This window comes from Pseudoxanthomonas sp. PXM02, from assembly GCF_014851805.1.
In the GTDB taxonomy this organism is placed as follows: domain Bacteria; phylum Pseudomonadota; class Gammaproteobacteria; order Xanthomonadales; family Xanthomonadaceae; genus Pseudoxanthomonas_A.
This window is the reverse complement of the sequence record NZ_JACVAK010000002.1, coordinates 630,404-657,164: the sequence shown is the minus strand read 5'-3', so window position 1 is coordinate 657,164 and position 26,761 is coordinate 630,404. Positions and strand designations below refer to the sequence as shown.

Genomic DNA, 26,761 nt, shown 5'->3' with positions numbered 1-26,761 from the left:
CGATAGACCGACGGGACGCGGGGCTTGGCCCCGCATCCCGTCAGGTACTGCGGTTATCGGTGCGCGTGTGCCGTCACAGCTTGTAGCGGAAGCCGAGCATGTACTGCCGGCCGTACTCGGTGTACTCCTCGGGGAACAGCAGGCCGGTGCCCGTGCTTTCGCTGACTTCTGTCCGGAAAGGTTCGTTAGTCAGGTTGTTGACCTGCAGCAGCACCGACAGTCCCTTGAACATACTGGCCTCGGGGAAGTCGTACCCCAGTTGCAGGTCCATCGTGCGCTCGCTCTTGGTGTAACGGATCTGGCGCTGGCCGAACAGCGAGCTGTACTCGCCGCGGTATGCATCCCGGTAGCGCTGGCTTACGCGTGCGGAGAAGCCGTGCTTTTCGTAGTACACCGTGGCGTTGGCGACGATCTTTGACAAGCCCGGGATGGTGTCGGTGCTGGCACCGTTCTCGGGGCCGTCCGGATCGATCGACGACTCGGTGTAGGACACGTTCAACAGCGCGCCGAAACCGTCGAGCGCATCGTGGAAGGTATCGCCCGTGATCGCACCACTCAGTTCCAGGCCGCGCATGTAGCCGCCGCTGCCGTTAGCCCAGGTGCTGTAGTTGCCGAAGTTGGATATCGGCGTCTGGCCATCCGGGTCGTACGCGCTGAAATCCCATTCCGGGAAGTTCTGGCGGTAGATGTAGGTTTCCAGGTTCTTGTAGAACGCAGCCAGGCCGACGTAGTTGCCCTCGCCAAAGTACTTCTCGAACGAGAGGTCGTAGTTGTTGGCGCGGTACGGCTCCAGCGTCGGATTGCCACCGCTGCCCGACCAGACGAACGGCGCGGTCGTGCTGACCGAGGCACTGCTGTCGGCGCTCAGGTAGTTGATCGGCGGACGGGCCAGCACCTTGGCCGCGCCGAAGCGCAGCATCCAGCCATCGCCGAAGTCGGCCACGAGGTTCAGGCTGGGCAGGATGTCGCCGTAGCTGGCGCCGAGCGTCTGCGACCCGGTCACGCTGCTGTTGTTGGCGTTGAACCCGGTAGACTGCTGCTCCGTGCGGATGTACTGGACGCCGGCATTACCGCGCAGGCGCACGGTATCGGTGATGTCCATGTCCAGGTTGGCCTTGGCGTAAAACGTCTTCACCGTCTCTTCGACGATGAAGTCCTTGCGCAGGTCGTCGTTGCTCTCGCTGACGTAGACGTCGTAGTAGCGGTTCACCAAGCCGCGGGGATTGAAGCTGAGTATGTCGCCCATGCCGACGAATCCGAGAGACGTCGGCGAGTACAGGAGCGAGGAATCCACCAGGACCGGCGCGCGGCCGTTCGGCAGGTCGGCGAAGTAGACCGTCGCAACCTTCTCCTTGGTGCGACGGTTGTAGTTGAAGCCGACATCGAAGCTGCGCAGGAAGTCGGAGGACTCGACCAGGCGGTTGAGTTCGACTCGACCAGCCTTGATGACGTCCTTCTGGAACGAATCCTCCAAACGGCCGTCATGCCCCCAGTTCTGCGGATCCCACAGGTACACCGCACCGGGATCGGCCATGTCCGGCAGTGAGTACTGATTGAAGCGGAACGTGGGCGAGATATTGAAGCCGATGCTTTGGCCACCCAGGCGCCCCGCATACAGTTCGAGCGCGGATTGCTCGCGCTCCGCGCGCGAATAGCTGAGATCCGTCTTAAGCGTATAGACGTCGCCCCATTTGAAACTGTTCGCCCAGCCGGTGGACACCAGCTTGTCTTCGCGCTGGTTACTATCGTTGCGGATCACCGGCCTCACGCCGTTCAACGTACCGCTGGTGACGACCGGGTAACCGTGGTAATCGGTGGTCTGCGCATCGCTGTAGGAGACACCGCCGCCAGGCGCCCAGGGATCGTTGCTCCACATGGCGCCGTGCATGACTTCGTCCTGGTCGAACTTGGAGTAGTACAGGTCCAGGACGCTGTGGAAGCTGTCGTTGGGCTTGAACTCGACCACACCTAGCACGCCGTCGCGCTGCAGGTCGCGCGACTTGACCCACCCTTCGGAACCCTGCAACGCGATTGCGTTGGCGGGGCGGCCTGGTTGAGCCGGATCGCCCCAATCCACCGCGTCCATATCGGCCCACCACCACGCCTTGTAGTGCTTCTCCTGGAAGGGCGAATCGATGCGCGCCACGCCGAGTGCGATACCCACGGTATTGTCCGCGAACTGGTCGACGTAGGACGCGCTGGCGCGATACCCCTTGTCGTCGCCATCCGCACCCAGGGCATCGAACGAGTTGTCTTCGTACTGGCCGCTGAAGACGATCCGGCGACCATCCAGGCTGAGTGGCCGAATGGTCTGCAGATCGACGGTGCCCGACAGGCCCTGCCCGATCAGCGTCGCATCGGGCGTCTTGTACACAGTCACCGCATTAATCAGCTCCGCAGGGTACTGGTCGAACTCGACACCGCGACTGTCGCCGGTGCTGACCTGTTCGCGGCCGTTGAGCAACGTGCCGGCGAGTTGCTCGGACATACCGCGGATGTTGATGACCTGCGAACGGCCATCTACGCGCTGCGTCGCCAGACCGGGCAACCGGGAGATGGAGTCGGCGATGCTGACGTCCGGCAGTTTGCCGATGTCTTCCGCCGAAATCGCTTCGACGATCGAGGTGGATTCGTTCTTCGTCTCGACGGCGCTCGCGATGGCGGCGCGGATACCGGTGACCTTGACCGCATCCAGCGTCTCGACGGACGGGTCGGCGGAGGATGCCGCCTGCTGCGCACTGGCGATGACCGGGAAGGCTAGTGCAACGCAGCACGCGACGGCGAGATGCTGCTTACGCAGTGCGCGACGCGAAGACGGATCTTTAATGCGATTCGAGTGTTTCATCTGGCCCCTCTCCGACCATTGTTGACAGCGCTGTCATATAGAAGCTTCAATGCAGTGTCAACAAATTCCTAACAAGCGTGACATGGCGTCGCAGGCAGCATTGAATTCACGTCTTCAACAGCGATTTGCCTGAAAAATTTCGCTGCGTTGCAGCACCCGCTTTGCGTGGATTCCGGGAGGGATTCGCGACACGTCCGAATACACCTGCGCGAGGAATCCGCCATGCGCCTACGTTTCCATAAAGCTCGCTCTACCCGTCCATTCATTCTTCTCCTCGCGCTGGCGTTCGCGCCGTTTTCGTATGCACAAGACGTCGCCGTATGGATCACGACGGCAGACCATCAGCGAGCCCTGGAGGCTTCCGCGCCTGCACAGTTCGAGGCGGGCAACGGCGCGAATGCGCTGCGTATCGACATCGACGATGCGAAGCGGTATCAGGAGATCGTCGGCTTCGGCGCATCGTTGACGGACTCTTCCGCCTGGCTGATCCAGCACAAGCTGGATCAGCCGCAGCGCGATGCGCTGCTGAAGGAACTGTTCGGCCGCGACGGAGACGGACTGGGCCTCAGCTTCTCCCGCCTGACCATCGGCGCATCGGACTTCTCGCGCCACCACTACAGTCTCGACGACACGCCTGACGGCAAGCCGGACCCGGAGCTCAAGCATTTCAGCATCGACGAGAACCGCGGCGACGTGATTCCTGTGGCGCGCGCGATGCTCGCCATCAATCCGCAGCTGAAGATCATGGCGTCGCCGTGGAGCGCGCCCGGCTGGATGAAGGACACCAACAGCCTGATCCAGGGCAAGCTGCTGCCGCAGTACTACGACGCGTTCTCGCGCTACCTGTTGAAGTACGTGGATGCGTATGCGGCGGAGGGCGTCCCGATCTTCGCGCTGACCGTGCAGAACGAGCCCGACTACGAGCCGAAGGATTACCCCGGCATGCGGCTCAACGCGCCGGCGCGCGCGCGGCTCATCGGTGATCACCTGGGCCCGATGATCGCGGCGCGTGGAAACGGCCCGTTGATCTTCGATTGGGACCACAACTGGGACAAACCGCAGGAGCCGCTGGGCGTGCTGGGCGATGCGAAAGCCAAACCTCATGTCGCCGCCGTTGCCTGGCATTGCTATGGCGGCGACGTGGCCGCGCAGTCGCCCGTGCATGACGCGTTCCCCGACAAGGATGCGTACATGACCGAATGCTCGGGCGGCGACTGGGAGCCGGTGCGAAGTGGCGGCCTGCCACTGCAGATGAAGAACATCATCATCCGCAGCGCGCGCCATTGGGCGCGTGGCGCGCTGTTCTGGAACCTGGCGCTGGACGAGAACAACGGCCCCTACGCCGGCGGCTGCGATACGTGCCGTGGCGTGGTGACGATCGATTCGCGCACCGGCGCGATCACCCGCACCGACGAGTACTACGCGCTGGCGCACGCCAGCCGGTTCGTGCGGCAGGGCGCCCACAGGATCGCTTCCAGCGAGACAGGCGACGACCTCGACAACGTGGCGTTCCGCAATGCGGACGACGGCTCGCTGGTGCTGCTGGTCTCCAATGCCGCGAAGCAGCCACGCCGTTTTACCGCCACGCAGGGCGGCCGGGCATTCGACTACACGCTGCCGGCGCGCAGCGTTGCCACGTTCGTGTGGAAGCCTGACGCAGCGCAGCACGACTGAGGCCTCACAGGCGGGCGGACTGTCATTCCGGCCGCCATACGCCGTAGTATCCTGCCGCATTCCCTCATGGAGCGGCGGCATGATGCGACGTACTTCCCTGCTGGCACTTCTGGCCGTGACAGCCCTGCTGGCCGGTTGCGGCGATGGCGTGGTCCGCCGCGTCTCCGACCCCGCGGTCAGCGTGCAGCAGTTGACGGTGAAAGCCGACGGTCAATGGGCGGTGGATCTGCGCCTGCAGAACTACAGCAGCATCCCGATGCGCTTCGACACCGTGGAGGTCGACGTGCAGGTCGGTGACCAGGACGCCGGCAAGCTGCGCGCCACGCCCGGCCTGTCGATCGGCCCCGAGTCCGCGGATGTCGTGACCGTCGCCTTCTCGCCCACCAGCGCCGGCAGGATCGTGGTAGCGGACGCGCTCGCAGGCCGCCGCACCCTCCCCTACACATTGAAAGGCACCGCTGCCGCCACGCCGGAAGAGGCCAAGCAGCGTAGCTTCGATGTCGATACCCGCAACACCCTCAATCCCGTCCCCGGCCTGGACGGCGTGCTGCGCTGAGCGCGGCCCTCCCTCATTCGCGATACCGAGAACCCGCATGCCTGCGTCCTACAAAGCTCCCCTGACCGATCTCCGCTTCGCCCTCTACGACGTGCTGGGCGTCGAGCCGCTGTTCCAGCGTCTCGGCTACACCGAGGCCACCCGCGACATCCTCGACGCCGTGCTGGACGAGGCGGCGCGCTTCACTGAAACCGTGCTCGCACCGCTGAACAGCGTGGGCGACGAGATCGGCAGCCAGCTCGACAAGGCCACCGGCGAGGTCACCACGCCGCCAGGCTTCAAGGCGGCGTATACGCAGTTCGTGGACGGTGGCTGGACCGGACTGACGTCGTCGCCGGAGTTCGGTGGCCAGGGCCTGCCGCACACGATGGGCGTGCCGCTCAACGAACTGGTCAACGCCAGCAACCTGGCCTGGGGCAACTTCCCCCTGCTGTCGCACGGCGCGGTCGAAGCGCTCAAGCACCATGGCGAGGCATGGCAGCAGGAGGTGTTCCTGAAGCCGCTCGTCGAGGGCCGCTGGACCGGCACGATGTGCCTGACCGAGCCGCACTGCGGCACCGATCTGGGTCTGCTGAAGACCAAGGCCGAACCGAACGCCGATGGCAGTTATGCCATCACCGGCACCAAGATCTTCATCACCGCCGGCGAGCACGACCTGACCGACAACATCGTGCATCTGGTGCTGGCCAAGCTTCCGGATGCGCCCGCGGGTGCAAAGGGCATCTCGTTGTTCGTCACGCCGAAGTTCAAGGTGGCGCAGGACGGCACGGTCGGCGAGCGCAACGCCGTGACGGTTGGCTCGATCGAGCACAAGATGGGCATCAAGGCCTCGGTCACCTGCGTGATGAATTTCGACGGTGCGCAGGGCTATCTGGTCGGCCAGCCGCACAAGGGCCTGCAGGCGATGTTCACCATGATGAACACCGCGCGCCTCGGCGTCGGCCTGCAGGGCATCGGCCTGAGCGAGCGCGCCTACCAGAACGCGCTGCGCTACGCGCGCGACCGCGTGCAGACGCGCTCGCTGAGTGGCGCGAAGTTCCCCGAGAAGCCGGCCGACCCGATCCTCGTCCACCCGGACGTCCGTCGCATGCTGCTGACGGTGAAGTCGCTGGTCGAAGGCAGCCGCCTGCTCGCCCTGCATGCCGGCACGCTGATCGATATCGCCAACCACGCGGAAGACGCTGCCGAACGCGAGCGCGCCGACACGCTGGTGAGTTTCCTGACGCCCATCTCGAAGGCCTGCCAGACCGAATGGGGCATCGAGAACACCTACCACGCACTGCAATGCTTCGGTGGCCACGGCTACATCCACGAACACGGCATGGAACAGCTGGCCCGCGACGCCCGCATCACCACGCTGTACGAAGGCACGACCGGCATCCAGGCACTGGACCTGATGGGCCGCAAGACTGCGGCCACGCAGGCCGCCGGCCTGAAGCTGTTCCTCGCCGACGTGCATGCGTTCGTCCAGCAGCACAAGGACGATGCGTCGCTGACCGAGTTCATCGATCCGCTGCAGCAGAAGGCGGCCGAATGGGCGGGCCTGACGAAGAACATCCTGCAGCGCGCTGCAGCGAATCCCGAGGAAATCGGTGCCGCCAGCACCGACTACCTGTTCTACTCGGGCTACGTGGTGCTGGCGTACTGGTGGGCGCGCAGTGTGGCCGCCGCCGATGCATCGGCGCACGGCGATGCCTTCAAGCAGGCCAAGCGCGAAACCGCGCGTTTCTACTTCGCACGGATCCTGCCGCGCACCCTCGCCCATGCCGCCGCCATCGAATCCGGCGCGGACACGCTGATGGCGATGGACGACGTGCGCTTCGGCGAATGATCGGGCACCGGAGGAGCGCGGGCCGCGCGCTCCTCCGAAGAAAAGCCGCGCCGTATACACATTTCGTCAACATTTGGGTATAACCTGCTTCTCCATGGAAGCAGACAGAGCTCAGCTTCACCTGGTCCAGACCGGTTCCCTCTCGTCGCCGGTCCCGTCTCCGTCGTCCCCCCGTCCCCACCCCGCCGCCCTGCGACTGCTGTCGCTGGATGCGCATGGGCGTGTGCTCGACTGGATCAACTGGCAGGACGCCACCTGCCTGTATGCGCGCGGCGCGGTCGCCTGGACGCTGGGCGATCCCTGCCTGCATGTGCACGGCGGCGTCTCGCGACTGACCGGCGAACAGAGCCTGATCGAATTGCACCCCATCGTCGCCTCGCGTGGCCATGCGCGTGCGCACGCGTTGTCGCCCACGCCGACGCTCACCAACACCGCGCTGTTCGCCCGCGATGCCCACCTGTGCCTGTACTGCGGCCACGAGTATTCGCGGCCGCACCTGACCCGCGACCACGTGCTGCCGCTGTCCAAGGGTGGCAAGGACATCTGGGAAAACGTGGTGACGGCCTGCTTCCACTGCAATTCGCGCAAGAGCAACCGCACGCCGCAGCAGGCGCATATGCCGCTGCTCGCCGTGCCGTACCGGCCCAGCTGGATCGAGCACCTGATCCTGTCCAACCGCAACATCCTGGCCGACCAGATGGCCTTCCTGAAGGCCCAGTTGCCCAAGAAGTCCAAGCTGTCGGCGTGATCCATTGCCGTCAGGACGCCCTTCCGGCGCATGCGCCGGCCGGCGGGGCCGCGTGGTGCCGTCAGGATTTCCTGAACCACGGACGCTCCGCCCGCGCCCGCTTCACCCCTTTGCTTGCCCCGCTTCACACAACGGGGGGAAAATGGCGGGCCAGACCAATTCCAGCCCGATGATCGCCCCCGACCGCTATCCCCGCCTGTCCCGCATCCACGTCCCGGCCGACCTGCGCCAGTTCGATGAATCCGAACTGCCTGCCATCGCCGAGGAACTGCGGGGCTACCTGATCGAGTCGGTCGGCAAGAGCGGCGGACATTTCGGCGCGGGCCTGGGCGTGATCGAACTGACGGTCGCCCTGCACTACCTGTTCGACACCCCGCGCGACCGCCTGGTATGGGACGTCGGCCACCAGACCTACCCGCACAAGATCCTGACGGGCCGCCGCGACACCATCCACACGGTGAAGCAGAAGGACGGCGTGGCGCCGTTCCCGAAGCGCGAGGAAAGCGAGTACGACACCTTCGGCGTGGGTCATTCGTCCACCTCGATCTCCGCCGCGCTGGGTATGGCGATCGCGCTGCAGCAGCAGGGCGATGATCGCAAGGTGGTCGCCGTGATCGGCGACGGGGCGATGACCGCCGGCATGGCGTTCGAAGCGCTGAACCACGCCGGTGGCATGGAGCCGGAACCGAATCTGCTGGTGATCCTCAACGACAACCAGATGTCGATCTCCGAGAATGTCGGCGGTCTGACCAAGATGCTGGGCCGCCTCAGCAGCAGCCGCACGCTCAACGCGCTGCGTGAGGGCGGCAAGAAACTGCTGGGCGACAAGAAGAAGCCGCCGGCCCGCTTCATGCGCCGCTGGGAAGAACACTGGAAGGGCATGTTCGTGCCGTCCACGCTGTTCGAGCAGATGGGCTTCCATTACACCGGCCCGATCGACGGTCATGACGTCGAGGCCTTGGTCGGCGCGCTGAAGACGTTGAAGACCCTCAAGGGTCCGCAGTTGCTCCACATCCTGACGACCAAGGGCAAGGGTTACGAACTGGCCGAAGGCGACCAGATCGGCTACCACGCGGTCGGTCCGTTCGATCCGGAGAAAGGCCTCGTCAGCAAGGGCGGCGCGAAGAAGCCGACCTACACCGACATCTTCAGCGACTGGCTGTGCGACATGGCCGCGGCCGAACCGAAGTTGCTGGGCATCACCCCGGCAATGCGTGAAGGCTCGGGCCTGGTGCGCTTCAGCAAGGAGTACCCGGAGCGCTACTTCGACGTCGCCATCGCCGAACAGCATGCGGTGACGCTGGCGGCCGGCATGGCCTGCGAAGGCAGCAAACCGGTGGTCGCGATCTACTCGACGTTCCTGCAGCGCGGTTACGACCAGTTGGTGCACGACGTCGCCATCCAGAAGCTGGACGTGCTGTTCGCCATCGACCGCGGCGGCGTGGTCGGCCCGGACGGCGCCACCCATGCCGGCAACCTTGACCTCAGCTACCTGCGTTGCGTGCCACACATGGTGGTAATGGCCCCGGCCGACGAGAACGAATGCCGGCAGATGCTGAGCACCGGCTACCACTTCAACGGTCCGGCCGCGGTGCGCTACCCGCGCGGCACCGGTCCCGGCGTCGCATTGCAGTCCTCGCTGGACACGCTGCCAATCGGCAAGGCCGACCTGCGTGTCCGCGGCAGCCGCGTGGCGCTGCTCGCCTTTGGCTCCACAGTTGCGGCGGCCGAACAAGTGGGGCGCGAGCTGGGCCTGAGCGTGGTGAACATGCGCTTCGTGAAGCCGCTGGACCGCGACCTGATCGTAGAACTGGCCAGGACCCACCAGGGCTTCGTCACCATCGAAGACAACGTGGTGATGGGTGGCGCAGGCTCCGGTGTCACCGAACTGCTCAATGCCGAAGACCTGTCGCTGCCGGTGCTGCACCTGGGCCTGCCGGACGAGTTCCAGCACCACGCCAGCCGCGAAGACCTGCTGGTCGAAGCCGGCATCGATGCGGCCGGCATTCGCGCCAGTGTGTTGAAGCGCTGGCCTGCCCTGGCAGCTACCCAGCCGCCGCTGACCGCCGCAGGCTGAGTCGCGCCGCCGTTGCCGGCATCACTCCGGCGCTTCGACCTCGTAGCCCTTGGCCTGCAGGGCTGCCAGGTAGCCATCCGGCTTGACCAGTTGCCAGACCGGCAACGTGGCGAAGGTGATCCGGTTCTTCCGTAGCGAGCCTTCGGCGATCTCCATCCAGTGCTTCTGCATGCGCACCTCGATATCGGAGATGCCGCGCTTGCGCGCCGTCTCGGTATTGAACCAGGCTGAAGCACACGCCTGCTGCCAGTCCTGGCGTGCGCCGGACCGCAGTGCAGGCCAGTCGCCGACCGCCCATGCATTGGCGCGAGCAGCGACCTGCGGGAGATCGCTTTCGATGACATCGAGCGTCTTGCTGAAACACGCGAGGTCTTCGGGCTTCAAGGTTTCATTCCGGAAGTCCGCCAGTGCGGAGCGCGGATCGTCCAGCTTGATCTTCAGCGACGTCGGCGTCCGCTTCATTTTCCGCTGCTTCAATGCTGCGTCGATCACGGGACCGATGACGCCCCCCTCGCGCAGGCCGGTGTCCGACAAGGCTTCGATGTAAAGCTGGTACGCGGCAATCACTGGGCGCTTCTTTTCGACACCGCCATCCCGTCCCATGTAGCGTCGCTTCAGGACGCTCCAGCGGGCATAGACATCCGCGGGCAGAACATCCTGCAGCTTCTGGCCGTCCGGATTCTTGGATGCCTTCAACGCGGAAGGCAGCAGCGTCAACCTGCCGAAGAAACCCACGTCGGCGTCCACGGTGACGTTAGGCGAACCCAGTACTTCGTCCGTGAGTTGCAATACCTGGGTGACGTCGTCGGAGCGCCACGTCATGTTCTTGGGCAAGGGTGATTGCGTGCCCAGGATGTACAGCAGATGGTCGCCGTGCCGCACCTTCCACAGTCCCGGACCCGGCTGCACGCCGGCCACGACCACGGCATCCATGTCGATCACGCCTTCCGCATCGGCGGACGGCGGATCCATCACCGCAGCAGCCTCCTGCGCCACGACGGATATCGGCGCGATCAACAACGACAGGCAGCACAACACTCCGTAAAGCGGCAGACGCATTCCGGCAGCTCCATGCAGAAGAATCACCAGAGTGTGCCCGCGCTAAACCCGCAGACGCACACGTCGCGGTGACGCCGTGGGGGATCGGTTCAGGCGACCTTGCCGCCCGCTTCGCGCAGCGTACGCGCGACATCGCTGCCGCTCTGCATCAGCTCGAATCCCTGCCAGCTGAAACCCGGTGACACCGAGCAGTCGACCAGCGTGTACGTGCCCAGCGTGCGTGCGCTCTGCCAGATGCCGGCCGGTACCACCTGATTGGACTGCCCCCCGCGCGCGGACGTGTCCAGTTGCACGCGGGTCAGCGTGCGCTGGTCGGGATCGAACATCGACAGCTCCATCGGGCTGCCGTCATGCCAGTCCCAGACCTCGGTGGCATCGACGCGATGCCAACGTGTCACCACGCCCTCCGGCAACAGGAACTTGATCGCAGTGAGCGCGGGACGCTCGATGCCATTGACCTCGGTGCGCTTGGCGGATTCGTAGACGCGCCGGAAGTACCCGCCCTCAGGGTGCGGCGCCAGCTGCAGGTCACGGATCAGCGCTTCGGTCATGGGCTGCATCGGCGTTCCTGCACGTGACGGGCACAAAAAAGCCCACGCATCGGCGTGGGCTTGATGTCGAACCGCGATTGGTCGGGACGGCCGGATTTGAACCGACGACCCTCTGCCCCCCAGGCAGATGCGCTACCAGGCTGCGCTACGCCCCGAATCTCGCGGATCGGCCCGCCTTTCGACGGGCCGCGCATTATAGCCGGATTTCCTCGGCGACTCCCAGCAGGAGCGCCGTGGGGCATCACCGGCGCAGCAACTGCAGGATTTCTTCCAGCTCCATCCGCACCTGGCGCACGATCTGCGCGCTCATCGCGGATTCCTGCTTCGCACCCTCGCCCTCCAGGCGCAGGCGCGCACCGCCGATGGTGTAGCCCTGTTCGTACAGCAGCCCGCGGATCTGGCGCACCATCAGCACGTCATGGCGCTGGTAGTAGCGACGGTTGCCGCGGCGCTTGGCCGGTTCCAGGCTGGGAAACTCGGTCTCCCAGTACCGCAGTACGTGCGGCTTGACGTCGCACAGCTCGCTAACCTCACCGATGGTGAAGTAGCGTTTGGCCGGAATCGGCGGAAGCTCGCGGTTACTGCCCGGATCCAGCATATGTTTCCACCCGCTCCTTGAGTTTCTGGCCCGGCCGGAAGGTCACCACCGTCCGTGCCGAGATCGGGATCTCCTCACCGGTCTTCGGGTTGCGGCCGGGGCGCTGGTTCTTGCGGCGCAGGTCGAAATTGCCGAACCCCGACAGCTTCACCTGCCGGCCCTGCTCCAGGGCCTCGCGCAGCACGTCGAAGTACGCGTCGACGAATTCCTTCGCCTCGCGCTTGTTCAGGCCGACCTCGTCGAACAGACGTTCGGCCATCTCCGCCTTCGTCAATGCCATGGATTACTGCGTCCCCATTGCGGCCGTCGCCGGCCTTGCCACTGCCTTCATACCGTTCATCCGCGGATCTTCGCGCCATGCGCGTCGTCGATCGCGGCCACGACGGCCGCCACTGTCTGCGCCACGTCGCTCTCCGTGAGAGTGCGTGAGTTGTCCTGCAAAATCAAGCCCATAGCGAGACTCTTTTGACCGGATTCGACACCTTGCCCGACGTAGCGGTCGAACAGTTGGACATCACGCAGCAACGGGCCCGCAGCGGCCTTGACCGTATCGGCCAATGCAGCCCACGACACGTCTTCGGCCACGACGAACGCGAGGTCCCGGCGGACGGACGGGTACCGGGACAGCTCCGCCGCGCGCGGCAGCGCACGCACGGTCAGCGGTGCCAGGTCCAGTTCGAACGCCATCACATCGGCGTCGAGGTCCAGCTGGCGCTGCAACCGCGGATGCAACTGTCCGATCCAGCCGATGCGCTCGCCATCGCGATACACATCGGCCGAGCGCCCAGGATGCCCTTGGCTCGCCTGTGACGGACGGAACTCCAGCACGGTACCCGCCAGCGCAGCCACGCTTTCCAGGTCGCCCTTGAGGTCGTGGAAGTCCGCCTTGCGCGTGGGCATGCCCCATTGCTCGGCCAAGGCCTCACCGGTGATCGCGGCGGCAATGCGCAGCGATTCAACGGGCGCTTCGCCGGCCTGCGACGGCGCGCGGAACACATTGCCGATCTCGAACAGACGCACGCGACCGGCCTGGCGCGCGGCATTGCGCTGCAGGGCCGCCACGACGCCCGGCAACAGCTGCGTGCGCATGATCGCCAGTTCGGCGCTCAGCGGATTCGCCAGCGGCACGGCGCCGTCCGCGGCACCCCACTGCGCCAGCCATTGCGCATCGACGAACGCGAAGTTGACCGTCTCGAAGTAGTCCCGCGCCGCCAACTGGCGACGTACGACGCCCTCCTCGACGCGCGTTTCGCTGGGGGCGGCAACGCGGGTTGCGCCGCCCGGCAGCGTGGTCGGCACGCGGTCGTAGCCATGGATGCGCGCCAGTTCCTCGATCAGGTCTTCCTCGATCGCGATGTCGAAGCGGCGGCTCGGCGCGACGACGCTCCAGCCCTCGGCGACGGCAGCCGCCTGCAGGCCCAGCGCACGCAGGATGCGCTCGATCTCCGCATCCGGGATTTCAACACCCAGCACGCGCGCGACGCGTGCGCGGCGCAGCAGGATCGCCGTCGGCTTGGGCAGATGTTCGGACAGCACGGCCTCGGTCGTCGGGCCGGGGACGCCACCGGCGACGTCGAGGATCAGGCGGGTCGCGTATTCCACCGCGATGCGCGGCAGCTCAGGATCCACGCCACGCTCGAAGCGATGGCCGGCATCCGTGTGCAGGCCGAGCTTGCGGCTGCGGCCGATGATCGCCGACGGAATCCAGTGCGCGGCTTCCAGGAACACGTTGCGGGTCGTGTCGGTGACCTTGGTATCGAGTCCGCCCATGATCCCGCCCAGCGCAACGGCACGCGCAGCGCGACCGCCACGGCCATCGGAGACGACCAGGAAACCGTCATCGAGCGTCACGGTGCGGCCATCCAGCAACGCCACCGTCTCGTCCTTGCGCGCGGGGCGCACGACGATGCCGCCTTCCAGCGTGTCCTTGTCGAAGGCATGCATGGGCTGCCCCAACTCCAGCATCACGTACTGGGTGACGTCGACCAGGAAGCTGATGGGACGCACGCCACTGCGGCGCAGACGCTCGACCATCCACACCGGCGACGGCGCGGTGGCGTCCACACCTTCGATCACGCGGCCCGCGAAGCGCGGCACGCGCGCACCAGCCTCGAGCTCCACGCTCAGGACGGACGGGCTCTGCGCCGGCACCGGCGTGGTGTCGAACGGCTTCACTTCGCTGCCCAAAGAGGCCGCCACATCGTAGGCGATGCCGCGCACGCTGAAGCAATCCGCACGGTTCGGCGTCAGCTTGATCTCGATGCTGGCATCGGGAAGCTGCAGGTAATCGGCAATGGGCGAGCCGACCGGCGCGTTGGCCGGCAGTTCGAGCAGGCCCGACGCGTCGGCGTCGATGCCCAGCTCCTTGGCCGAGCAGAGCATGCCGTTGGACTCGACGCCGCGCAGCTTGGCCGCCTTGATGGCGATGCCGCCGACATTCGCGCCGACCATCGCCAGGGGCGCCAGAAGACCGGGGCGCGCATTCGGTGCGCCACAGACGATCTGCAGCAGACCGCCCTGCCCCGCATCGACCTGGCAGACCTGCAGGCGGTCGGCTTCGGGATGCTTGGCGCATTCGACGATGCGCGCCACGACCACGTTCGCCAGACCATCGCCCAGCGCGGTGACCTCTTCGACCTCCAGGCCGATCGCGGTCAGCGTCGCGGACAGTTCATCGCGGGTGGCCGGGGTGGGGACGTGGCTGCGCAGCCAGTTTTCAGAGAACTTCATGGTTCGTGATCCGTAGGGCGAGCCTCGGCCCGCCGTCGTCGTGGGTCAGATGTCGTGATGCAGCGAAGGGTTACGCGAACTGCTTCAGGAACCGCACGTCGTTCTCGAAGAACGCACGCAGGTCGTTGACGCCGTAGCGCAGCATCGAGAAGCGCTCCACGCCGAGACCGAAGGCGAAGCCGGTGTAGCGCTCCGGATCGATGCCGCAGTTGCGCAGCACGTTCGGGTGCACCATGCCGCAGCCCAGCACTTCCAGCCAGCGCGTGCTGCCATCAGGCTGCTGCCAGGCGATGTCGACTTCGGCGCCAGGCTCGACGAACGGGAAGTAGCTGGGACGGAAGCGCATCTCGAAATCGCGCTCGAAGAACGCACGCACGAACTCGGCCAGCGTGCCCTTGAGGTCGGCGAAGGTCGAATGCTCGTCCACCAGCAGGCCCTCGACCTGATGGAACATCGGCGAGTGAGTCTGGTCGCTGTCGCTGCGGTAGACCTTGCCGGCCGCGATCATGCGCAGTGGCGGCTGATGGCTGTCCATGTAGCGGACCTGCACGCCGGACGTGTGCGTGCGCAACAGGCGGCCGTCGCCGAAGTAGAACGTGTCGTGCATGGCGCGCGCCGGATGGTGCGGCGGGAAATTCAGCGCCTCGAAATTGTGCTGGTCGTCCTCGATTTCCGGACCGTCCGCCAGTTCGTACCCCAGGCGACCGAAGATGTCGGCGATGCGCTCCAGCGTGCGGCTGATCGGATGCAGGCCGCCACGGCCGCCATTGCGGCCCGGCAGTGTCACGTCGATCGTTTCGCCGGCCAGGCGCGCGTCGAGTGCGGCATCTTCCAGCACGATCTTGCGGGCCGACAGCGCTTCGCCGATGACGTCGCGGGCGCGGTTGATCGCTTCGCCGGCGGTCTTGCGCTGGTCGGCAGGCAGCGCACCCAACTGCTTCAGCTGCGACGTCACACTGCCGCTCTTGCCGAGCAGCGCGACGCGCAACTGCTCCACCACGTCGGGTGTCTGCGCGGCGGCGATGTCGGCCAGCGCCTGCGTGGACAGGGATTCGATTTCGCTCATCGGAGGTCCATGAGAGGGTGCCAGCCTGTGGCACAAAAACAGAAACCACAAAAAACAATGGGGAAGGACTCGCGCCCTTCCCCACGTGTTCCCGGCGATGGACTGCCGGAGTGCTTTACGGTGGAGACGCGGCTTACGCCGCGAGTGCGCCCTTCGCCTTTTCAGCCAGGGCCGCAAAACCGGCCGCATCGTGCACGGCGATGTCCGCCAGCACCTTGCGGTCCAGGGTGATGCCAGCCTTCAGCAGGCCGTTCATGAAACGGCTGTAGCTCAGGCCGTTGATGCGGGCCGCCGCGTTGATGCGGGTGATCCACAGCGAACGGAAATTGCGCTTCTTCTGCTTGCGGCCGATATAGGCGTACTGCTGCGCCTTGATGACCGCCTGCTTGGCGACGCGGAACACCTTGCGACGGGCGTTGTAGTAGCCCTTGGCCAGGGTGAGGATCTTCTTGTGACGGCGACGCGCCGTCACGCCACGCTTAACTCGTGCCATGTCTCAGTCCTCAGAGGTAGGGAAGCATGCGGTTCAAACGGCCGCTGTCTTCGGCGCGAATGATGTTCGTCGCACGAAGGCCGCGCTTACGCTTGGTCGCCTTCTTGGTGAGGATGTGGCTACGGTTGGCGTGGCCAGCCTTGAACTTGCCGGATGCGGTCTTGCGAAAACGCTTCGCCGCCGCCCGGTGGGTCTTGATCTTGGGCATTGCTATGTCCTTGACGGGTTTATGTCACTGATCCGGGCGCCGCGTTTGCGGTCTTTCCATCCATGCCCATATCGGCTTGTAAGTCGTTGATTCCAGAGTGGAACCAGCGACGGGTCCATCGGCTGCGAGCAGCCTCCCGGCGTACCGGGCCGCGTATTATGCCCGCTGCCGTTTTTTCTTGCAAATCCGGCCACTTAGCCAACGGATGGCGGCTGCCGGAAACAGCAAGGGCGCCTCGCGGCGCCCCTCCTGCGGATCCTGCGCCCGAAGGCGGCCGGGATCACTTCTTCTTCGGCGCGATCATCATGACCATCTGGCGGCCTTCCAGGCGCGGACGGGACTCGATGACGATCTCGTCGCCCAGTTCGGCCTCGATGCGCGCCGCCATCTCGCGACCCAGCTCCTGGTGGCTCATCTCGCGGCCACGGAAACGGATGTTGACCTTGACCTTGTCGCCCTCTTCCAGGAAGCGGCGGATGTTGCGCATCTTGATCTGGTAGTCGCCCTCGTCGGTAACGGGGCGGAACTTGAGTTCCTTGATCTCGACCTGCTTCTGCTTCTTCTTGGCCTCGTTGGCCTTCTTCTGCATCTCGAACTTGAACTTGCCGAAGTCCATGATCTTGCAGACGGGCGGCTCGGCGTTGGGCTGGATCTCGACCAGATCCAGGCCTTCGTCTTCCGCCTTGGCCAAGGCTTCGTCGCGCGTAAGCACGCCGATCATCTCGCCATCGGAACCGATCACGCGTACCCGCGGCACGCGGATTTCGTGGTTCTTGCGGTTTTGCTTGTTGTCAGGGGTGCTGATGTTGCAGTCTCCAGGGAGGGGTGCACCGGTCCATGTCGGACCGGAACCTTATTGCGCGGCGTGCTCGTTACGCAAACGTTCGGCGAAGGCGGCAACGGACATGCTGCCCAGGTCTTCACCGGAACGCGTACGCACGGCGATGGCGCCATTTTCCTTCTCGCGGTCGCCGACCACCAGCAGGTAAGGCACCCGCTGCAGCGTGTGCTCGCGAATCTTATAGCCGATCTTCTCGTTCCGCAAATCGGCCGCCACCCGGAAGCCTTGATTTGCAAGGGTTTTCCGGACCTCGGCCACATAATCGGCCTGGGCGTCGGTGATATTCATCACCACCGCCTGCTGGGGGGCCAGCCAGGACGGGAACGCACCAGCATGGTGCTCGATCAGGATACCGATGAAGCGCTCCATCGAGCCCACGATGGCCCGGTGCAGCATGACCGGGTGCTGGCGCTGGCTGTTCTCGTCCACGTACTCGGCGCCCAAGCGGCCCGGCATCATGAAGTCGACCTGCATCGTGCCCAGCTGCCAGGTCCGGCCGATGGCGTCCTTCAGGTGGTACTCGATCTTCGGGCCGTAGAAGGCGCCCTCGCCCGGCAACTCCTGCCATTCCACCCCGCAGCTGCGCAGGGCGGCGCGAAGGGCGGCCTCGGCCTTGTCCCAGGTGGCGTCGTCACCCAGGCGCGATTCCGGGCGCAGCGCGATCTTGATCTGGATGTCCTCGAAGCCGAAGTCCGAGTAAACCTTCAGTGCCTGCTGGTGGAACGCGGTCACCTCGGCTTCGATCTGGTCTTCCGTGCAGAAGATGTGGCCGTCGTCCTGGGTGAAGCCGCGCACGCGCAGGATGCCGTGCAGCGCACCCGACGGTTCGTTGCGGTGGCAGGCGCCGAACTCGCCGTAACGGATCGGCAGGTCGCGGTAGCTGTGCAGGCCCTGGTTGAACACCTGCACATGGCCGGGGCAGTTCATCGGCTTGACCGCGTAGGTGCGGTTCTCCGACTCGCTGAAGAACATGTTTTCCTTGTAGTTGTCCCAGTGGCCGGACTTCTTCCACAGGGCCACATCAAGGATCTGCGGGCAGCGCACTTCCTGGTAACCGCTGTCGCGATAGACCTTGCGCATGTACTGCTCGACCACCTGCCAGATGGCCCAGCCCTTCGGGTGCCAGAACACCAGGCCGGGCGCCTCTTCCTGCAGGTGGAACAGCTCCTGCTGCTTGCCGATCTTGCGGTGGTCGCGCTTCTCCGCTTCCTCGATGCGCTGGATGTACGCCTCCAGCTGCTTCTTGTCGGCCCAGGCCGTGCCGTAGATGCGCTGCAGCTGCTCGTTCTTGGCGTCGCCGCGCCAGTAGGCGCCGGAGATACGCGTCAGCTTGAACGCCTTCAGAAAGCGCGTGTTCGGCACGTGCGGGCCGCGACACATGTCCACGTATTCCTGGTGGTAGTACAGCCCCATCGCCGTGACGTCAGGACCCATGTCGTCGATCAGGCGCAGCTTGTAGTCCTCGCCGCGGGACTTGAATACCTCTACGACCTCGGCGCGCGGCGTCATTTTCTTGATGACGTCGTAGTCCTGCGCGATCAGCTCCTGCATGCGCTGCTCGACTGCGGCCAGGTCTTCCGGCGTGAACGGGCGTTCGCTGTAGATGTCGTAGTAGAAGCCTTCGGCGATCACCGGGCCGATGACCATCTTCACGTCCGGATACAGCTGCTTCACCGCATGGCCGACCAGGTGCGCACAGGAGTGGCGGATGATCTCAACGCCCTCCTCGTCCTTCGGCGTAATGATGCGCAGCGCCGCGTCATGGTCGATGACGTCGCTGGCATCGACGAGCACGCCGTCGACCGCACCGGCCACGGTGGCCTTGGCCAGGCCGGCACCGATGGACTGCGCCACCTGCATGACGGAAACGGGGTTCTCGAACTCGCGGCGGCTGCCGTCGGGGAGCGTGATCGTGATCATCGGAAACGTGGACTCGGTCTGGGTGGCGCTGGCGCAAGAGCGGCCGGGCGAGGTGTCGGGCAAGAAAAAAGCGCCACGAGGGCGCCTACGGGATGCAGTGCCTCGGGCAGTACCAGGTTCAGGCGATGGTAGTGCTCATGTCGCACGCTCGGCCGGCGTTGCCGCGGGCCACCTCGTGATGAAGATGGCGCATCGGGCTGGCCCCAGAAGTCCGGAATCCACGCCGTGGAAGCGTGGTGGGCGGTACAGGGTTCGAACCTGTGACCCCTACCATGTCAAGGTAGTGCTCTACCGCTGAGCTAACCGCCCGGTCTGCCCTTTGCAGGGGCGCGAATTCTATCCCGGAAGCGGGGCCGCCGACAACCGGGGTAAGCGATCCGGTCCATCAACCGCCCAGGCTGGCCTCCTTCAGCCGCTGGATCTGGTCACGCAGCCGGGCAGCATCCTCGAACTCCAGGTCGCGCGCGTGCTGGTACATCTGCTGCTCCAGCGCCTTGATGCGGGTGACCGCCTGGGCCGGATCCATCACGCCATACTCGGCAGGCTCTTCGGCCACGCGGCGCGCCTTGCCGCGCCCAGCCTTGCCTTCCGAAGCTTCGCTGCGGGCACCCTCCAGGATATCCACGATGGGCCGGGCCACGGACTTGGGCGTGATGCCATGTTCCAGGTTGTACTCCACCTGCTTTTCGCGGCGACGGGCGGTCTCGTCCATCGCCGCCTGCATGGAACGGGTGATCTTGTCGGCATACAGGATCGCCTTGCCACGCAGGTTGCGCGCGGCGCGGCCGATGGTCTGGATCAGCGAACCGGTGGAGCGCAGGAAGCCCTCCTTGTCGGCGTCGAGGATTGCCACCAGCGACACCTCCGGCATGTCCAGGCCTTCGCGCAGCAGGTTGATGCCGACCAGAACGTCGAATTTGCCCAGCCGCAGGTCGCGGATGATCTCCACGCGCTCGACTGTGTCCACGTCCGAATGCAGGTAGCGCACCTTGATGCCGTGCTCGCCCAGGTACTCAGTCAGGTTCTCGGCCATGCGCTTGGTCAGCGTGGTGACCAGTACGCGATCACCCCAGGCCACCCGTTCATTGATCTGCGACAACAGGTCGTCCACCTGGGTGCCGACCGGGCGAATCTCCACCTCGGGGTCGATCAGGCCGGTGGGGCGCACCACGAGCTCGACGATTTCGCCGGCGGATTCGCGCAACTCGTACGGGCCCGGCGTTGCCGAGACGTAGATACTGCGCGGTGAGCGCGCCTCCCACTCTTCGAAGCGCAACGGCCGGTTGTCCAGCGCCGACGGCAGCCGGAAGCCGAACTCCACCAGCGTCTCCTTGCGCGAGCGGTCGCCCTTGTACATGGCGCCGATCTGCGGAATCGTCACGTGCGATTCGTCGATCACCAGCAATGCGTCGGCCGGCAGGTAATCGAACAGCGTCGGCGGCGGCTCGCCGGGCGCCTTGCCGGTCAGGTGGCGGGAGTAGTTCTCGATGCCGGAGCAGAAACCGACCTCGGCCATCATCTCGACGTCGAACTGGGTGCGCTGCGCAAGCCGCTGCGCTTCCACCAGCTTGTTCTGCGCGTAGAGCTGCTCCAGCCGATCCTTCAGTTCGACCTTGATGGTGTCGATCGCGGCCAGCACGCGCTCGCGCGTGGTCGCGTAGTGGGTCTTGGGATACACGGTGTAACGCTGCAGTTTGCGCAACGATTCGCCGGTAAGCGGATCGAACAGGCTGAGCCCTTCCACCTCGCCATCGAACAGTTCGATGCGAACGGCTTCAGCGTCGCTTTCCGCCGGGTGCACGTCGATGATCTCGCCGCGTACCCGGAACGTGCCGCGCTGCAGTTCGTACTCGTTGCGGGTGTACTGCAACTGGGTCAGGTGGCGGATCAGTTCGCGCTGGTCGATGCGCTCGCCCAGCGACAGGATAAGGCGCAATGACAGGTAGTCTTCGGGCGCGCCCAGGCCGTAGATGGCGGACACGGTGGCCACCACCAATGCGTCGGGGCGCGATAGCAGCGTCTTGGTCGCCGCCAACCGCATCTGCTCGATGTGCTCGTTGATCGAGCTGTCCTTCTCGATGAACGTATCGCTCGAGGGAACGTAGGCTTCGGGCTGGTAATAGTCGTAATAGCTGACGAAGTACTCGACCGCGTTGTGCGGGAAGAACGCCTTGAATTCGCCATACAGCTGCGCCGCCAGCGTCTTGTTGGGCGCCATGATCAGCGTCGGCTTCTGTACCTGCTGTACCACGTTGGCGATGGTGTACGTCTTGCCCGAGCCCGTCACGCCGAGCAGCGTCTGCTTCGCCAGGCCTGCCTCGAAGTTCTCGGTGAGCTTCTTGATCGCCTGCGGTTGGTCGCCGGCAGGCGAATAAGGGGAGACGAGCTGGAAACGGTCAGTCATCGGAGGGGGATCGGCTATCGACATTCCAGTATATCCCCGTGAACGTGAGCGCCGGACCGGCAAATTCCTACATGAGGACAGGCACTGACCTGATGGCCGCGCTGGATGCAGCTGCGGACTCTGGTGGCGTCCGGTTCAGATCAAGGAGCGCGCGATGGCAAGGATGCCCTCGTCTCCCCGAGCAGGGGAACATGTAGTCCGCGTCGAGGGCTTCACCCTCGTCGAACTATCGGTGACGTTGGCGGTGCTGAGTCTGATGGCCGCCATCGCCCTGCCTTCGCTGCGCGACTTCCGTGCACGGCAGCAGGCCAATGCCACCATGACCCTGCTGGTGTCCCACTTCGCCTCGGCACGCATGACCGCGATCGCCCAAGGCGTGCCGGTCGTGGTCTGTCCCAGCGATGGCGCCGGCCAATGCCGCAAGGACGCCGATTGGGGCGGGCATTGGCTTTCGTTCCGCGACCCGGATGGAAACCGCCAGCCGGATGAGGACATCGACATCTACCGCAACGATACGGTGCCCAGCGACCCCCACATCCGCATCTTTTCCACCCAAGGCCGCAAGCAGGTCCGTTACCAGTCGTCAGGAATGAGTTACGGCACCAACCTGACCATCCGGATCTGCCACGATGGCCGTATCGCAGGGAGCGTGGTGCTGAACAACACCGGCCGCGCCCGCACCGTCCGGGGCAACCTCAGCACGCCGTGCTGAGCAACCTCAGGCTTCTTGAGGCGTGTACGAGGAGGCTTGTCCCCACGGCATCGGCTGGCTACAATACGCGCCCTGCCCGAATAGCTCAGCCGGTTAGAGCACTTGACTGTTAATCAGGGGGTCGTTGGTTCGAGTCCAACTTCGGGCGCCAGATTCAACAAAAAAGCCGCATCCAAGGATGCGGCTTTTTTGTTGCAACCCACCGGTGATGTGATTGTCATCACCGGCCAAGTCGCGTACCGCTCCCGTGTTACCAGCAGCCCGCGGTATCAGGACTTCGCGTCCCCTGCTGATCGAGCGTCAGGATGCCGCACGAATCACCATCCTGCTTTCCTTGAGGGGTGGCAGAAAGAGTGTAGCTGCGCGCATCCTCCACGTTGCCCGTCACCGCATAGAACTCATCGGTATCGCCATCACAGGTGAAGGCGTCCGGAGCATCTTCGTAGGTCAGGTTGGTGGTATAGAAACGCTCCATCTGCTGGGCGGCTTGCACCAGGCAGGCGGTACCCGCAGCCCGCCGACTCTTACGCATATGTTCGTTGTAACTGGGCAGCGCAATCGACGCAACGATCGCGATGATCGCCACGACGACCATCATCTCGATCAATGAAAAGCCTCGCTGCGCGCGATGACCTGCCTGGCTTTGGTATCGGCTTGTGTTCATGTCCATCAGTCTCTCCTGATCTCGCGCCATGATGCCCGATCCCAACGAGGAGCAAGCGTCGGCGGTGCGCCAAGATCGGAACCCGCCGACCCACCCACCACCAGCATGCCGCGCATCAGGTTGGGAAGCGTGGGCATGCCGACGCCCAGGTTGACCGAGCCCACGGGCACGCCGCCCACAACGTCGTTGGACGTTCCACCGCCGTTGAGATCGAAATACGAAGCACCTGCACTGGTGCCCGTGAAGGCATCCAGGGCGTTGACATAGCCCTTGCCGCTGGACTCGCAGGCATCGCCTTCCGGGATCATGCTGGCGGTGATCATGAACGTCGATACCACCTGCGCATCCTGTACGACGCGCTCACCGGCCTCGGGCAGATTGATGTACCAGCCCTTCGAGGTGGCCGGCAGCGCCGTCTTTGCCTGGAAGCCCCGGAGATTGCCATTGCTAGAGGTGACGGAGATCGTACGCTGCGTCAGGTCCGACGCGGTCAACGTGGTCGTACCATCCATGACACCGTAGATGCCTTGAGTGGCGGTGCTGGCGACGTCACCCGCCGTCAGGTAGCGGCCAGTGCCGAAGAAGAGCCAGCGTTTGTTGGTCTTCGGATCGATCGCCACTGCGATGCCGCCACTGATCGGACGCGTGAGGCCTGCCTCGAACACCTTCGTCACCGACCATCCGGCAGACGCCGTGCTGGTCAGGTCGAACTTCCATACATTGCCTTGCATGTCACCGGCATAGACATACGCAATCGTCCTGCCGTCCGCTCCCAGCACCGCCGTCGGCGCGGACAGCCCGTTCGGCAACAAGGCATTGCCGACGCCCGTGTCGATCTCCCTGATGACGCTGCCGGTCTCGAGATCCAGCACGATCAGCACCGCCTTGTTGCTGGTGCTGTTCACGCCATTGCCCAGTACCACCACATTGGTGCTGCCCTTCTTGCCAAGGATCGGGCGTCCCTGGATCAGACCCATGTTGAGACCCGGCGTATCGGCTCGCTCCCACTTGAAACTGCCTGTACCGAAACCTGCGGGATTGCTCACGTCGAGTGAGAACAGGCCCTTGCCCCCCTTGCCCAGCGCACCGACCAGGAGGTTCTTGCCCGGCGTCTGTTGCCTCGAAGTGACAACGATCGGGCCATCGACGAAGTAACGGTGACCGTAATCCTGACGGCTCAGCGTACCCAGGTTGTTCCAGTTGATGATGCCGGGGATGTAGGCGAACTGTTCACTGCCATTGGCGGCGCTGATCGCATGCAGCATGCCGTCGTTGGCACCCACGTACAGCGTATTCGTGTCCTTCACGTAGGCAGGGGACGAGCCTACGATGTCGCCCAGGAGGTGATTGCGATTACGCAGTTCGCCCGTCTGGTTCAGCTCCAGTGTGCGGTTACCCGCGATATAGGCCGCATTATCGGCACCACTGACCGGGTACTGCCACAGCGGCGCGGTGCGCTGCAAGCTGGTGAGTTGCGCCGCCGTCGCATGCGTCGGGAACTCCAGCCCACTGGTACCGTTGGTCACGATGAGACCGTTGTTGTGTCCGTTGGAGGTGAACACTTTTCGGCCCGTCGTCGGGATGCCCTTCGATGCACACCAGCCATTGGACGGCTGCGTAGCCAGTGTGCAGTCGACGGGCTCCACGCCACTTGCCAGGCTCACCGGCTGCGAGCGCATCTCGCCGACCCACACGCCGGACACATAGTTCGCCTGGAACACGCGTGCGCCGGCATCAAGGGCCGTCGAGTTCGCCGCAACGTTGGAGAACGAGCCCGTCCGCTCCACGATCGCCGCCAGCGCGGCTTTCAGCCCGTCCGCAAACTCCTCGGGATTTCCGGCCGACAGGAACGTACCGCGGCCGTTCACGGCGGCATGCAGCAGGTCGTCGATGTTGTTGACACTGTCCGCCGAGGGTGCCGGCCAATTGACGGCCGCGCCGCCCATCCGAGGTCCGCCCGCCGCGACGACTTCCTGTACAGAGGACTGGTCGAGGGTGCCTTTCAGGCCAATGGAGATACCAAAGGTGACCATGTGCTGCCAGAAGGCGGGATTGGCCGTCGTCGTCGGCACGATGTTGGGCATGTCGGCGACGAGATCATTCTTCCAATAACGCATCGCGATGTCGGCCAGCGTGTTGGTGCGGGACAGCGAAGCACCGTCCCGGTAGGGCAAAGCCGCCTTGTACTGATAGGTCTCGCTGGTAGGGCTGGTGATCACGTCGCCGTCGGTTCCGTCCTGATCACCGCCCGAGCTCAGGCTTCCGTCGCCATTCCAATAGCCGTCGGTCGTCAGGATCGAGAAGTTCTGACGGCACGCGAGCTGATCGACCGTCGACTCCGGTCCATATGCTCCGCCGGCCCTCCGGTCCGAGAAGTACACGCCCGCGTTGTTCAACGCGCTGCGTAGCGGCGTACCGTCGCTCGCGGTGGCCAAGAACAGTCGGTTGTACCAGCGCTGGCGATTGTTGTTGCTGCCAGATGCGCCATTCGGATTGTCGAACAGACCCTGGTTGTAGTTCACCGGGATGGGATTGGTATGGGTCGGGTTGTTGACACCCGAGCCACCCTCACGACTATGGATGGTGCGGAAACCGACGCGGACCTGCGCATCCAGCTCATTGAAAGCGATACTTGCACCGGCTTTGGCCGCCTTGGTGCGCGTGCGATAGAAGGAGTACCAAGTGGCGAAGTTCGTCAGCTCGGCGGCCTCGCTCCGTCCCGAGGGAAACGCTGCCGTCGTGGGCGTCGCGTACGTGCAGTTGCGCCAGCCCCAGCCGCTGGTGGTTGTATCGCATCCCACACTCGCCTGGCCCGTATTGTCCAACTCCTGCGTGGTGTAACTGTAAGAGAGGGTGACGTTGCTGAAGGTGCTGCCAGCATAGACGCGTACATTCCAGGTGGCGTTATTGGCACCGCTGGCGACGCAGGATTCGTTGTTGCCTGTACCCGCCGAAGCACAATTGTTGTTGGTCGTGGTCGGGTTGTTGTCGCGGCGGGCGTAAACGTTGGCGCACTGGCCCGTGCAGTTAGGGCCGGCAATGGTGAATCGCAGGTTCGTGGCGCCAGACGGTACCGTTACGGTATACGTGCCAGCGTGATTGCCCGTGGTGGCGGACAACCCTGTTGCGATGGTCGCGCCATTGTTTACAGGCGAGAACGTAGGCTGCAGCCGCTCACTGCGCACGATGCGCTGGTTGGTAAGAATCTGGTACCGGTAATACTGCGTAGCGTCTGTCCTGGCAGAGGTGGCCGATTTGGGGACATAAAATGTCCGCGTAGCCGTCGACAGATTGGTCGTGCCGCTGGTTGTCCCCGACGATACATGGGTCACATAGTTGGCGCTGCTGTAGGCCGATGTGTACGACGTGCCACCCGGCACCTGAGCACCCGTCGAATCCAGCCAGGGCGTGTAGGTCGTATTAGGGTTGTAGTAGAGCGTATTGGTCGCATAGCTCTGGTCGTACAGGCCATTGATGCCCGTGTCGCCCGTATCAACGGTGCTGTCGCTGCTGGTGTTGTTGCCCGTGCGACCACTGTTGATGCCGCCCCCCGTGACGCTGGTGACATCCGGGTTGTACATGTACTTCCAGCCCATCGAACCCGAGTCGTCGAGGATGAACAGGATGTTCGGCGGAACGCGCGCACCCGTGGTGAGCGGATCGTTCGGGATGTCGAAGTTGGCGCTGGCCGGCAACGACAACAGCGTCGCCAGCATGGCCAAGGGGCCGGCCCACCATTGACGGTGGGTGGTGCCAGTGCGGCGGTTGCGTGGCATGGAGCTAT

20 protein-coding genes and 3 tRNA genes are annotated in these 26,761 nt (G+C 64.6%); 7 read left to right on the top strand and 16 right to left on the bottom strand.

Annotated elements, in window-relative coordinates; all coding sequences use genetic code 11:
- Positions 1–73 precede the first annotated feature (73 nt).
- Positions 74–2,845: a TonB-dependent receptor gene (locus IB225_RS11830; RefSeq protein WP_192311428.1), complete on the bottom strand. Its 2,772-nt coding sequence runs from the start codon at positions 2,843–2,845 to the stop codon at positions 74–76.
- Between the two features lie 222 nt (positions 2,846–3,067).
- Between IB225_RS11830 and IB225_RS11825 the strand changes: the two genes are divergently transcribed.
- The 5 genes from IB225_RS11825 to dxs all read left to right on the top strand — a co-directional run bounded on the left by IB225_RS11825 (position 3,068) and on the right by dxs (position 9,731).
- The gene (locus IB225_RS11825; RefSeq protein ID WP_192311427.1) at positions 3,068–4,519 is read left to right on the top strand and encodes a glycoside hydrolase family 30 beta sandwich domain-containing protein; all 1,452 of its coding nucleotides are present in this window, start codon (positions 3,068–3,070) and stop codon (positions 4,517–4,519) included.
- A gap of 82 nt (positions 4,520–4,601) precedes the next feature.
- On the top strand, positions 4,602–5,075 hold the full coding sequence (locus tag IB225_RS11820) for an LEA type 2 family protein (protein ID WP_192311892.1): 474 nt from the start codon (positions 4,602–4,604) through the stop codon (positions 5,073–5,075).
- A 37-nt stretch (positions 5,076–5,112) separates the two neighbouring features.
- On the top strand, positions 5,113–6,906 hold the full coding sequence (locus IB225_RS11815) for an acyl-CoA dehydrogenase C-terminal domain-containing protein (RefSeq protein WP_192311426.1): 1,794 nt from the start codon (positions 5,113–5,115) through the stop codon (positions 6,904–6,906).
- Between the two features lie 94 nt (positions 6,907–7,000).
- Entirely contained in the window at positions 7,001–7,654 is a 654-nt protein-coding gene (locus IB225_RS11810) for an HNH endonuclease (protein ID WP_192311425.1), read from the top strand.
- 169 nt (positions 7,655–7,823) lie between these two features.
- On the top strand, positions 7,824–9,731 hold the full coding sequence (dxs, locus tag IB225_RS11805; RefSeq protein WP_192311891.1) for a 1-deoxy-D-xylulose-5-phosphate synthase: 1,908 nt from the start codon (positions 7,824–7,826) through the stop codon (positions 9,729–9,731).
- A gap of 21 nt (positions 9,732–9,752) precedes the next feature.
- Here the strand turns inward: dxs and IB225_RS11800 are convergent, their stop codons facing one another.
- From IB225_RS11800 to uvrB, 13 genes are all read right to left on the bottom strand, one after another.
- Positions 9,753–10,790, bottom strand: a complete 1,038-nt coding sequence (locus IB225_RS11800; RefSeq protein WP_192311424.1) for a TraB/GumN family protein — start codon at positions 10,788–10,790, stop codon at positions 9,753–9,755.
- Positions 10,791–10,879: 89 nt separating this feature from the next.
- Complete coding sequence (locus tag IB225_RS11795; RefSeq protein WP_192311423.1) at positions 10,880–11,350, bottom strand: cupin domain-containing protein; 471 nt, start codon at positions 11,348–11,350, stop codon at positions 10,880–10,882.
- Between the two features lie 69 nt (positions 11,351–11,419).
- Positions 11,420–11,496: transfer RNA gene (locus IB225_RS11790), tRNA-Pro, on the bottom strand.
- Between the two features lie 86 nt (positions 11,497–11,582).
- On the bottom strand, positions 11,583–11,939 hold the full coding sequence (locus tag IB225_RS11785) for a MerR family transcriptional regulator (RefSeq protein WP_055936060.1): 357 nt from the start codon (positions 11,937–11,939) through the stop codon (positions 11,583–11,585).
- Positions 11,920–12,219 (bottom strand): integration host factor subunit alpha, encoded by a 300-nt coding sequence (locus IB225_RS11780; RefSeq protein WP_055936063.1) that lies wholly within the window; start codon positions 12,217–12,219, stop codon positions 11,920–11,922. Before IB225_RS11780 ends, IB225_RS11785 begins: the two co-directional genes overlap by 20 nt.
- Positions 12,220–12,275: 56 nt before the next feature.
- Positions 12,276–14,669, bottom strand: coding sequence for a phenylalanine--tRNA ligase subunit beta (gene pheT / locus IB225_RS11775; protein WP_192311422.1), 2,394 nt, complete (start codon positions 14,667–14,669; stop codon positions 12,276–12,278).
- Positions 14,670–14,739: 70 nt separating this feature from the next.
- On the bottom strand, positions 14,740–15,735 hold the full coding sequence (gene pheS / locus IB225_RS11770) for a phenylalanine--tRNA ligase subunit alpha (RefSeq protein WP_192311421.1): 996 nt from the start codon (positions 15,733–15,735) through the stop codon (positions 14,740–14,742).
- Positions 15,736–15,868: 133 nt separating this feature from the next.
- Positions 15,869–16,228, bottom strand: coding sequence for a 50S ribosomal protein L20 (rplT, locus tag IB225_RS11765; RefSeq protein WP_192311420.1), 360 nt, complete (start codon positions 16,226–16,228; stop codon positions 15,869–15,871).
- 10 nt (positions 16,229–16,238) lie between these two features.
- Complete coding sequence (gene rpmI, locus IB225_RS11760) at positions 16,239–16,436, bottom strand: 50S ribosomal protein L35 (protein WP_014160066.1); 198 nt, start codon at positions 16,434–16,436, stop codon at positions 16,239–16,241.
- Positions 16,437–16,716: 280 nt separating this feature from the next.
- Positions 16,717–17,241 carry a translation initiation factor IF-3 gene (gene infC, locus IB225_RS11755; RefSeq protein WP_192311890.1) on the bottom strand — a complete coding sequence of 175 codons (525 nt, stop codon included), beginning with the start codon at positions 17,239–17,241 and terminating at the stop codon, positions 16,717–16,719.
- Positions 17,242–17,289: 48 nt separating this feature from the next.
- Positions 17,290–19,197 (bottom strand): threonine--tRNA ligase, encoded by a 1,908-nt coding sequence (gene thrS / locus IB225_RS11750; RefSeq protein ID WP_192311419.1) that lies wholly within the window; start codon positions 19,195–19,197, stop codon positions 17,290–17,292.
- 234 nt (positions 19,198–19,431) lie between these two features.
- A tRNA-Val gene (locus tag IB225_RS11745) sits at positions 19,432–19,506 on the bottom strand.
- 76 nt (positions 19,507–19,582) lie between these two features.
- On the bottom strand, positions 19,583–21,601 hold the full coding sequence (gene uvrB / locus IB225_RS11740; protein ID WP_192311418.1) for an excinuclease ABC subunit UvrB: 2,019 nt from the start codon (positions 21,599–21,601) through the stop codon (positions 19,583–19,585).
- Between the two features lie 154 nt (positions 21,602–21,755).
- On the opposite strand from uvrB, the gene IB225_RS11735 reads away from it, so the two are divergent.
- Complete coding sequence (locus IB225_RS11735) at positions 21,756–22,313, top strand: GspH/FimT family pseudopilin (protein ID WP_192311889.1); 558 nt, start codon at positions 21,756–21,758, stop codon at positions 22,311–22,313.
- Positions 22,314–22,387: 74 nt separating this feature from the next.
- A tRNA-Asn gene (locus IB225_RS11730) sits at positions 22,388–22,464 on the top strand.
- Between the two features lie 99 nt (positions 22,465–22,563).
- Here IB225_RS11730 and IB225_RS11725 read toward each other — a convergent pair.
- Positions 22,564–22,983, bottom strand: a complete 420-nt coding sequence (locus IB225_RS11725; RefSeq protein ID WP_225583711.1) for a type IV pilin protein — start codon at positions 22,981–22,983, stop codon at positions 22,564–22,566.
- A complete protein-coding gene (locus tag IB225_RS11720) occupies positions 22,983–26,753 on the bottom strand; it encodes a PilC/PilY family type IV pilus protein (protein ID WP_192311417.1) in 3,771 nt (1,256 codons plus the stop codon). The genes IB225_RS11725 and IB225_RS11720 overlap by 1 nt, the downstream gene beginning before the upstream one ends.
- Between the last annotated feature and the right edge of the window lie 8 nt (positions 26,754–26,761).

What these genes read in the sequence shown, in the direction of transcription:
- uvrB (WP_192311418.1), bottom strand. Translation starts at nt 21,601, where the DNA reads ATGACTGACCGTTTCCAGCTCGTCTCCCCTTATTCGCCTGCCGGCGAC.
- IB225_RS11780 (WP_055936063.1), bottom strand. Translation starts at nt 12,219, where the DNA reads ATGGCATTGACGAAGGCGGAGATGGCCGAACGTCTGTTCGACGAGGTC.
- dxs (WP_192311891.1), top strand. Translation starts at nt 7,824, where the DNA reads ATGATCGCCCCCGACCGCTATCCCCGCCTGTCCCGCATCCACGTCCCG.
- IB225_RS11800 (WP_192311424.1), bottom strand. Translation starts at nt 10,790, where the DNA reads ATGCGTCTGCCGCTTTACGGAGTGTTGTGCTGCCTGTCGTTGTTGATC.
- IB225_RS11825 (WP_192311427.1), top strand. Translation starts at nt 3,068, where the DNA reads ATGCGCCTACGTTTCCATAAAGCTCGCTCTACCCGTCCATTCATTCTT.
- IB225_RS11785 (WP_055936060.1), bottom strand. Translation starts at nt 11,939, where the DNA reads ATGCTGGATCCGGGCAGTAACCGCGAGCTTCCGCCGATTCCGGCCAAA.
- IB225_RS11830 (WP_192311428.1), bottom strand. Translation starts at nt 2,845, where the DNA reads ATGAAACACTCGAATCGCATTAAAGATCCGTCTTCGCGTCGCGCACTG.
- pheS (WP_192311421.1), bottom strand. Translation starts at nt 15,735, where the DNA reads ATGAGCGAAATCGAATCCCTGTCCACGCAGGCGCTGGCCGACATCGCC.
- pheT (WP_192311422.1), bottom strand. Translation starts at nt 14,669, where the DNA reads ATGAAGTTCTCTGAAAACTGGCTGCGCAGCCACGTCCCCACCCCGGCC.
- rpmI (WP_014160066.1), bottom strand. Translation starts at nt 16,436, where the DNA reads ATGCCCAAGATCAAGACCCACCGGGCGGCGGCGAAGCGTTTTCGCAAG.
- IB225_RS11720 (WP_192311417.1), bottom strand. Translation starts at nt 26,753, where the DNA reads ATGCCACGCAACCGCCGCACTGGCACCACCCACCGTCAATGGTGGGCC.
- IB225_RS11725 (WP_225583711.1), bottom strand. Translation starts at nt 22,983, where the DNA reads ATGGACATGAACACAAGCCGATACCAAAGCCAGGCAGGTCATCGCGCG.
- IB225_RS11810 (WP_192311425.1), top strand. Translation starts at nt 7,001, where the DNA reads ATGGAAGCAGACAGAGCTCAGCTTCACCTGGTCCAGACCGGTTCCCTC.
- IB225_RS11820 (WP_192311892.1), top strand. Translation starts at nt 4,602, where the DNA reads ATGCGACGTACTTCCCTGCTGGCACTTCTGGCCGTGACAGCCCTGCTG.
- rplT (WP_192311420.1), bottom strand. Translation starts at nt 16,228, where the DNA reads ATGGCACGAGTTAAGCGTGGCGTGACGGCGCGTCGCCGTCACAAGAAG.
- thrS (WP_192311419.1), bottom strand. Translation starts at nt 19,197, where the DNA reads ATGATCACGATCACGCTCCCCGACGGCAGCCGCCGCGAGTTCGAGAAC.
- IB225_RS11795 (WP_192311423.1), bottom strand. Translation starts at nt 11,350, where the DNA reads ATGCAGCCCATGACCGAAGCGCTGATCCGTGACCTGCAGCTGGCGCCG.
- IB225_RS11815 (WP_192311426.1), top strand. Translation starts at nt 5,113, where the DNA reads ATGCCTGCGTCCTACAAAGCTCCCCTGACCGATCTCCGCTTCGCCCTC.
- IB225_RS11735 (WP_192311889.1), top strand. Translation starts at nt 21,756, where the DNA reads ATGGCAAGGATGCCCTCGTCTCCCCGAGCAGGGGAACATGTAGTCCGC.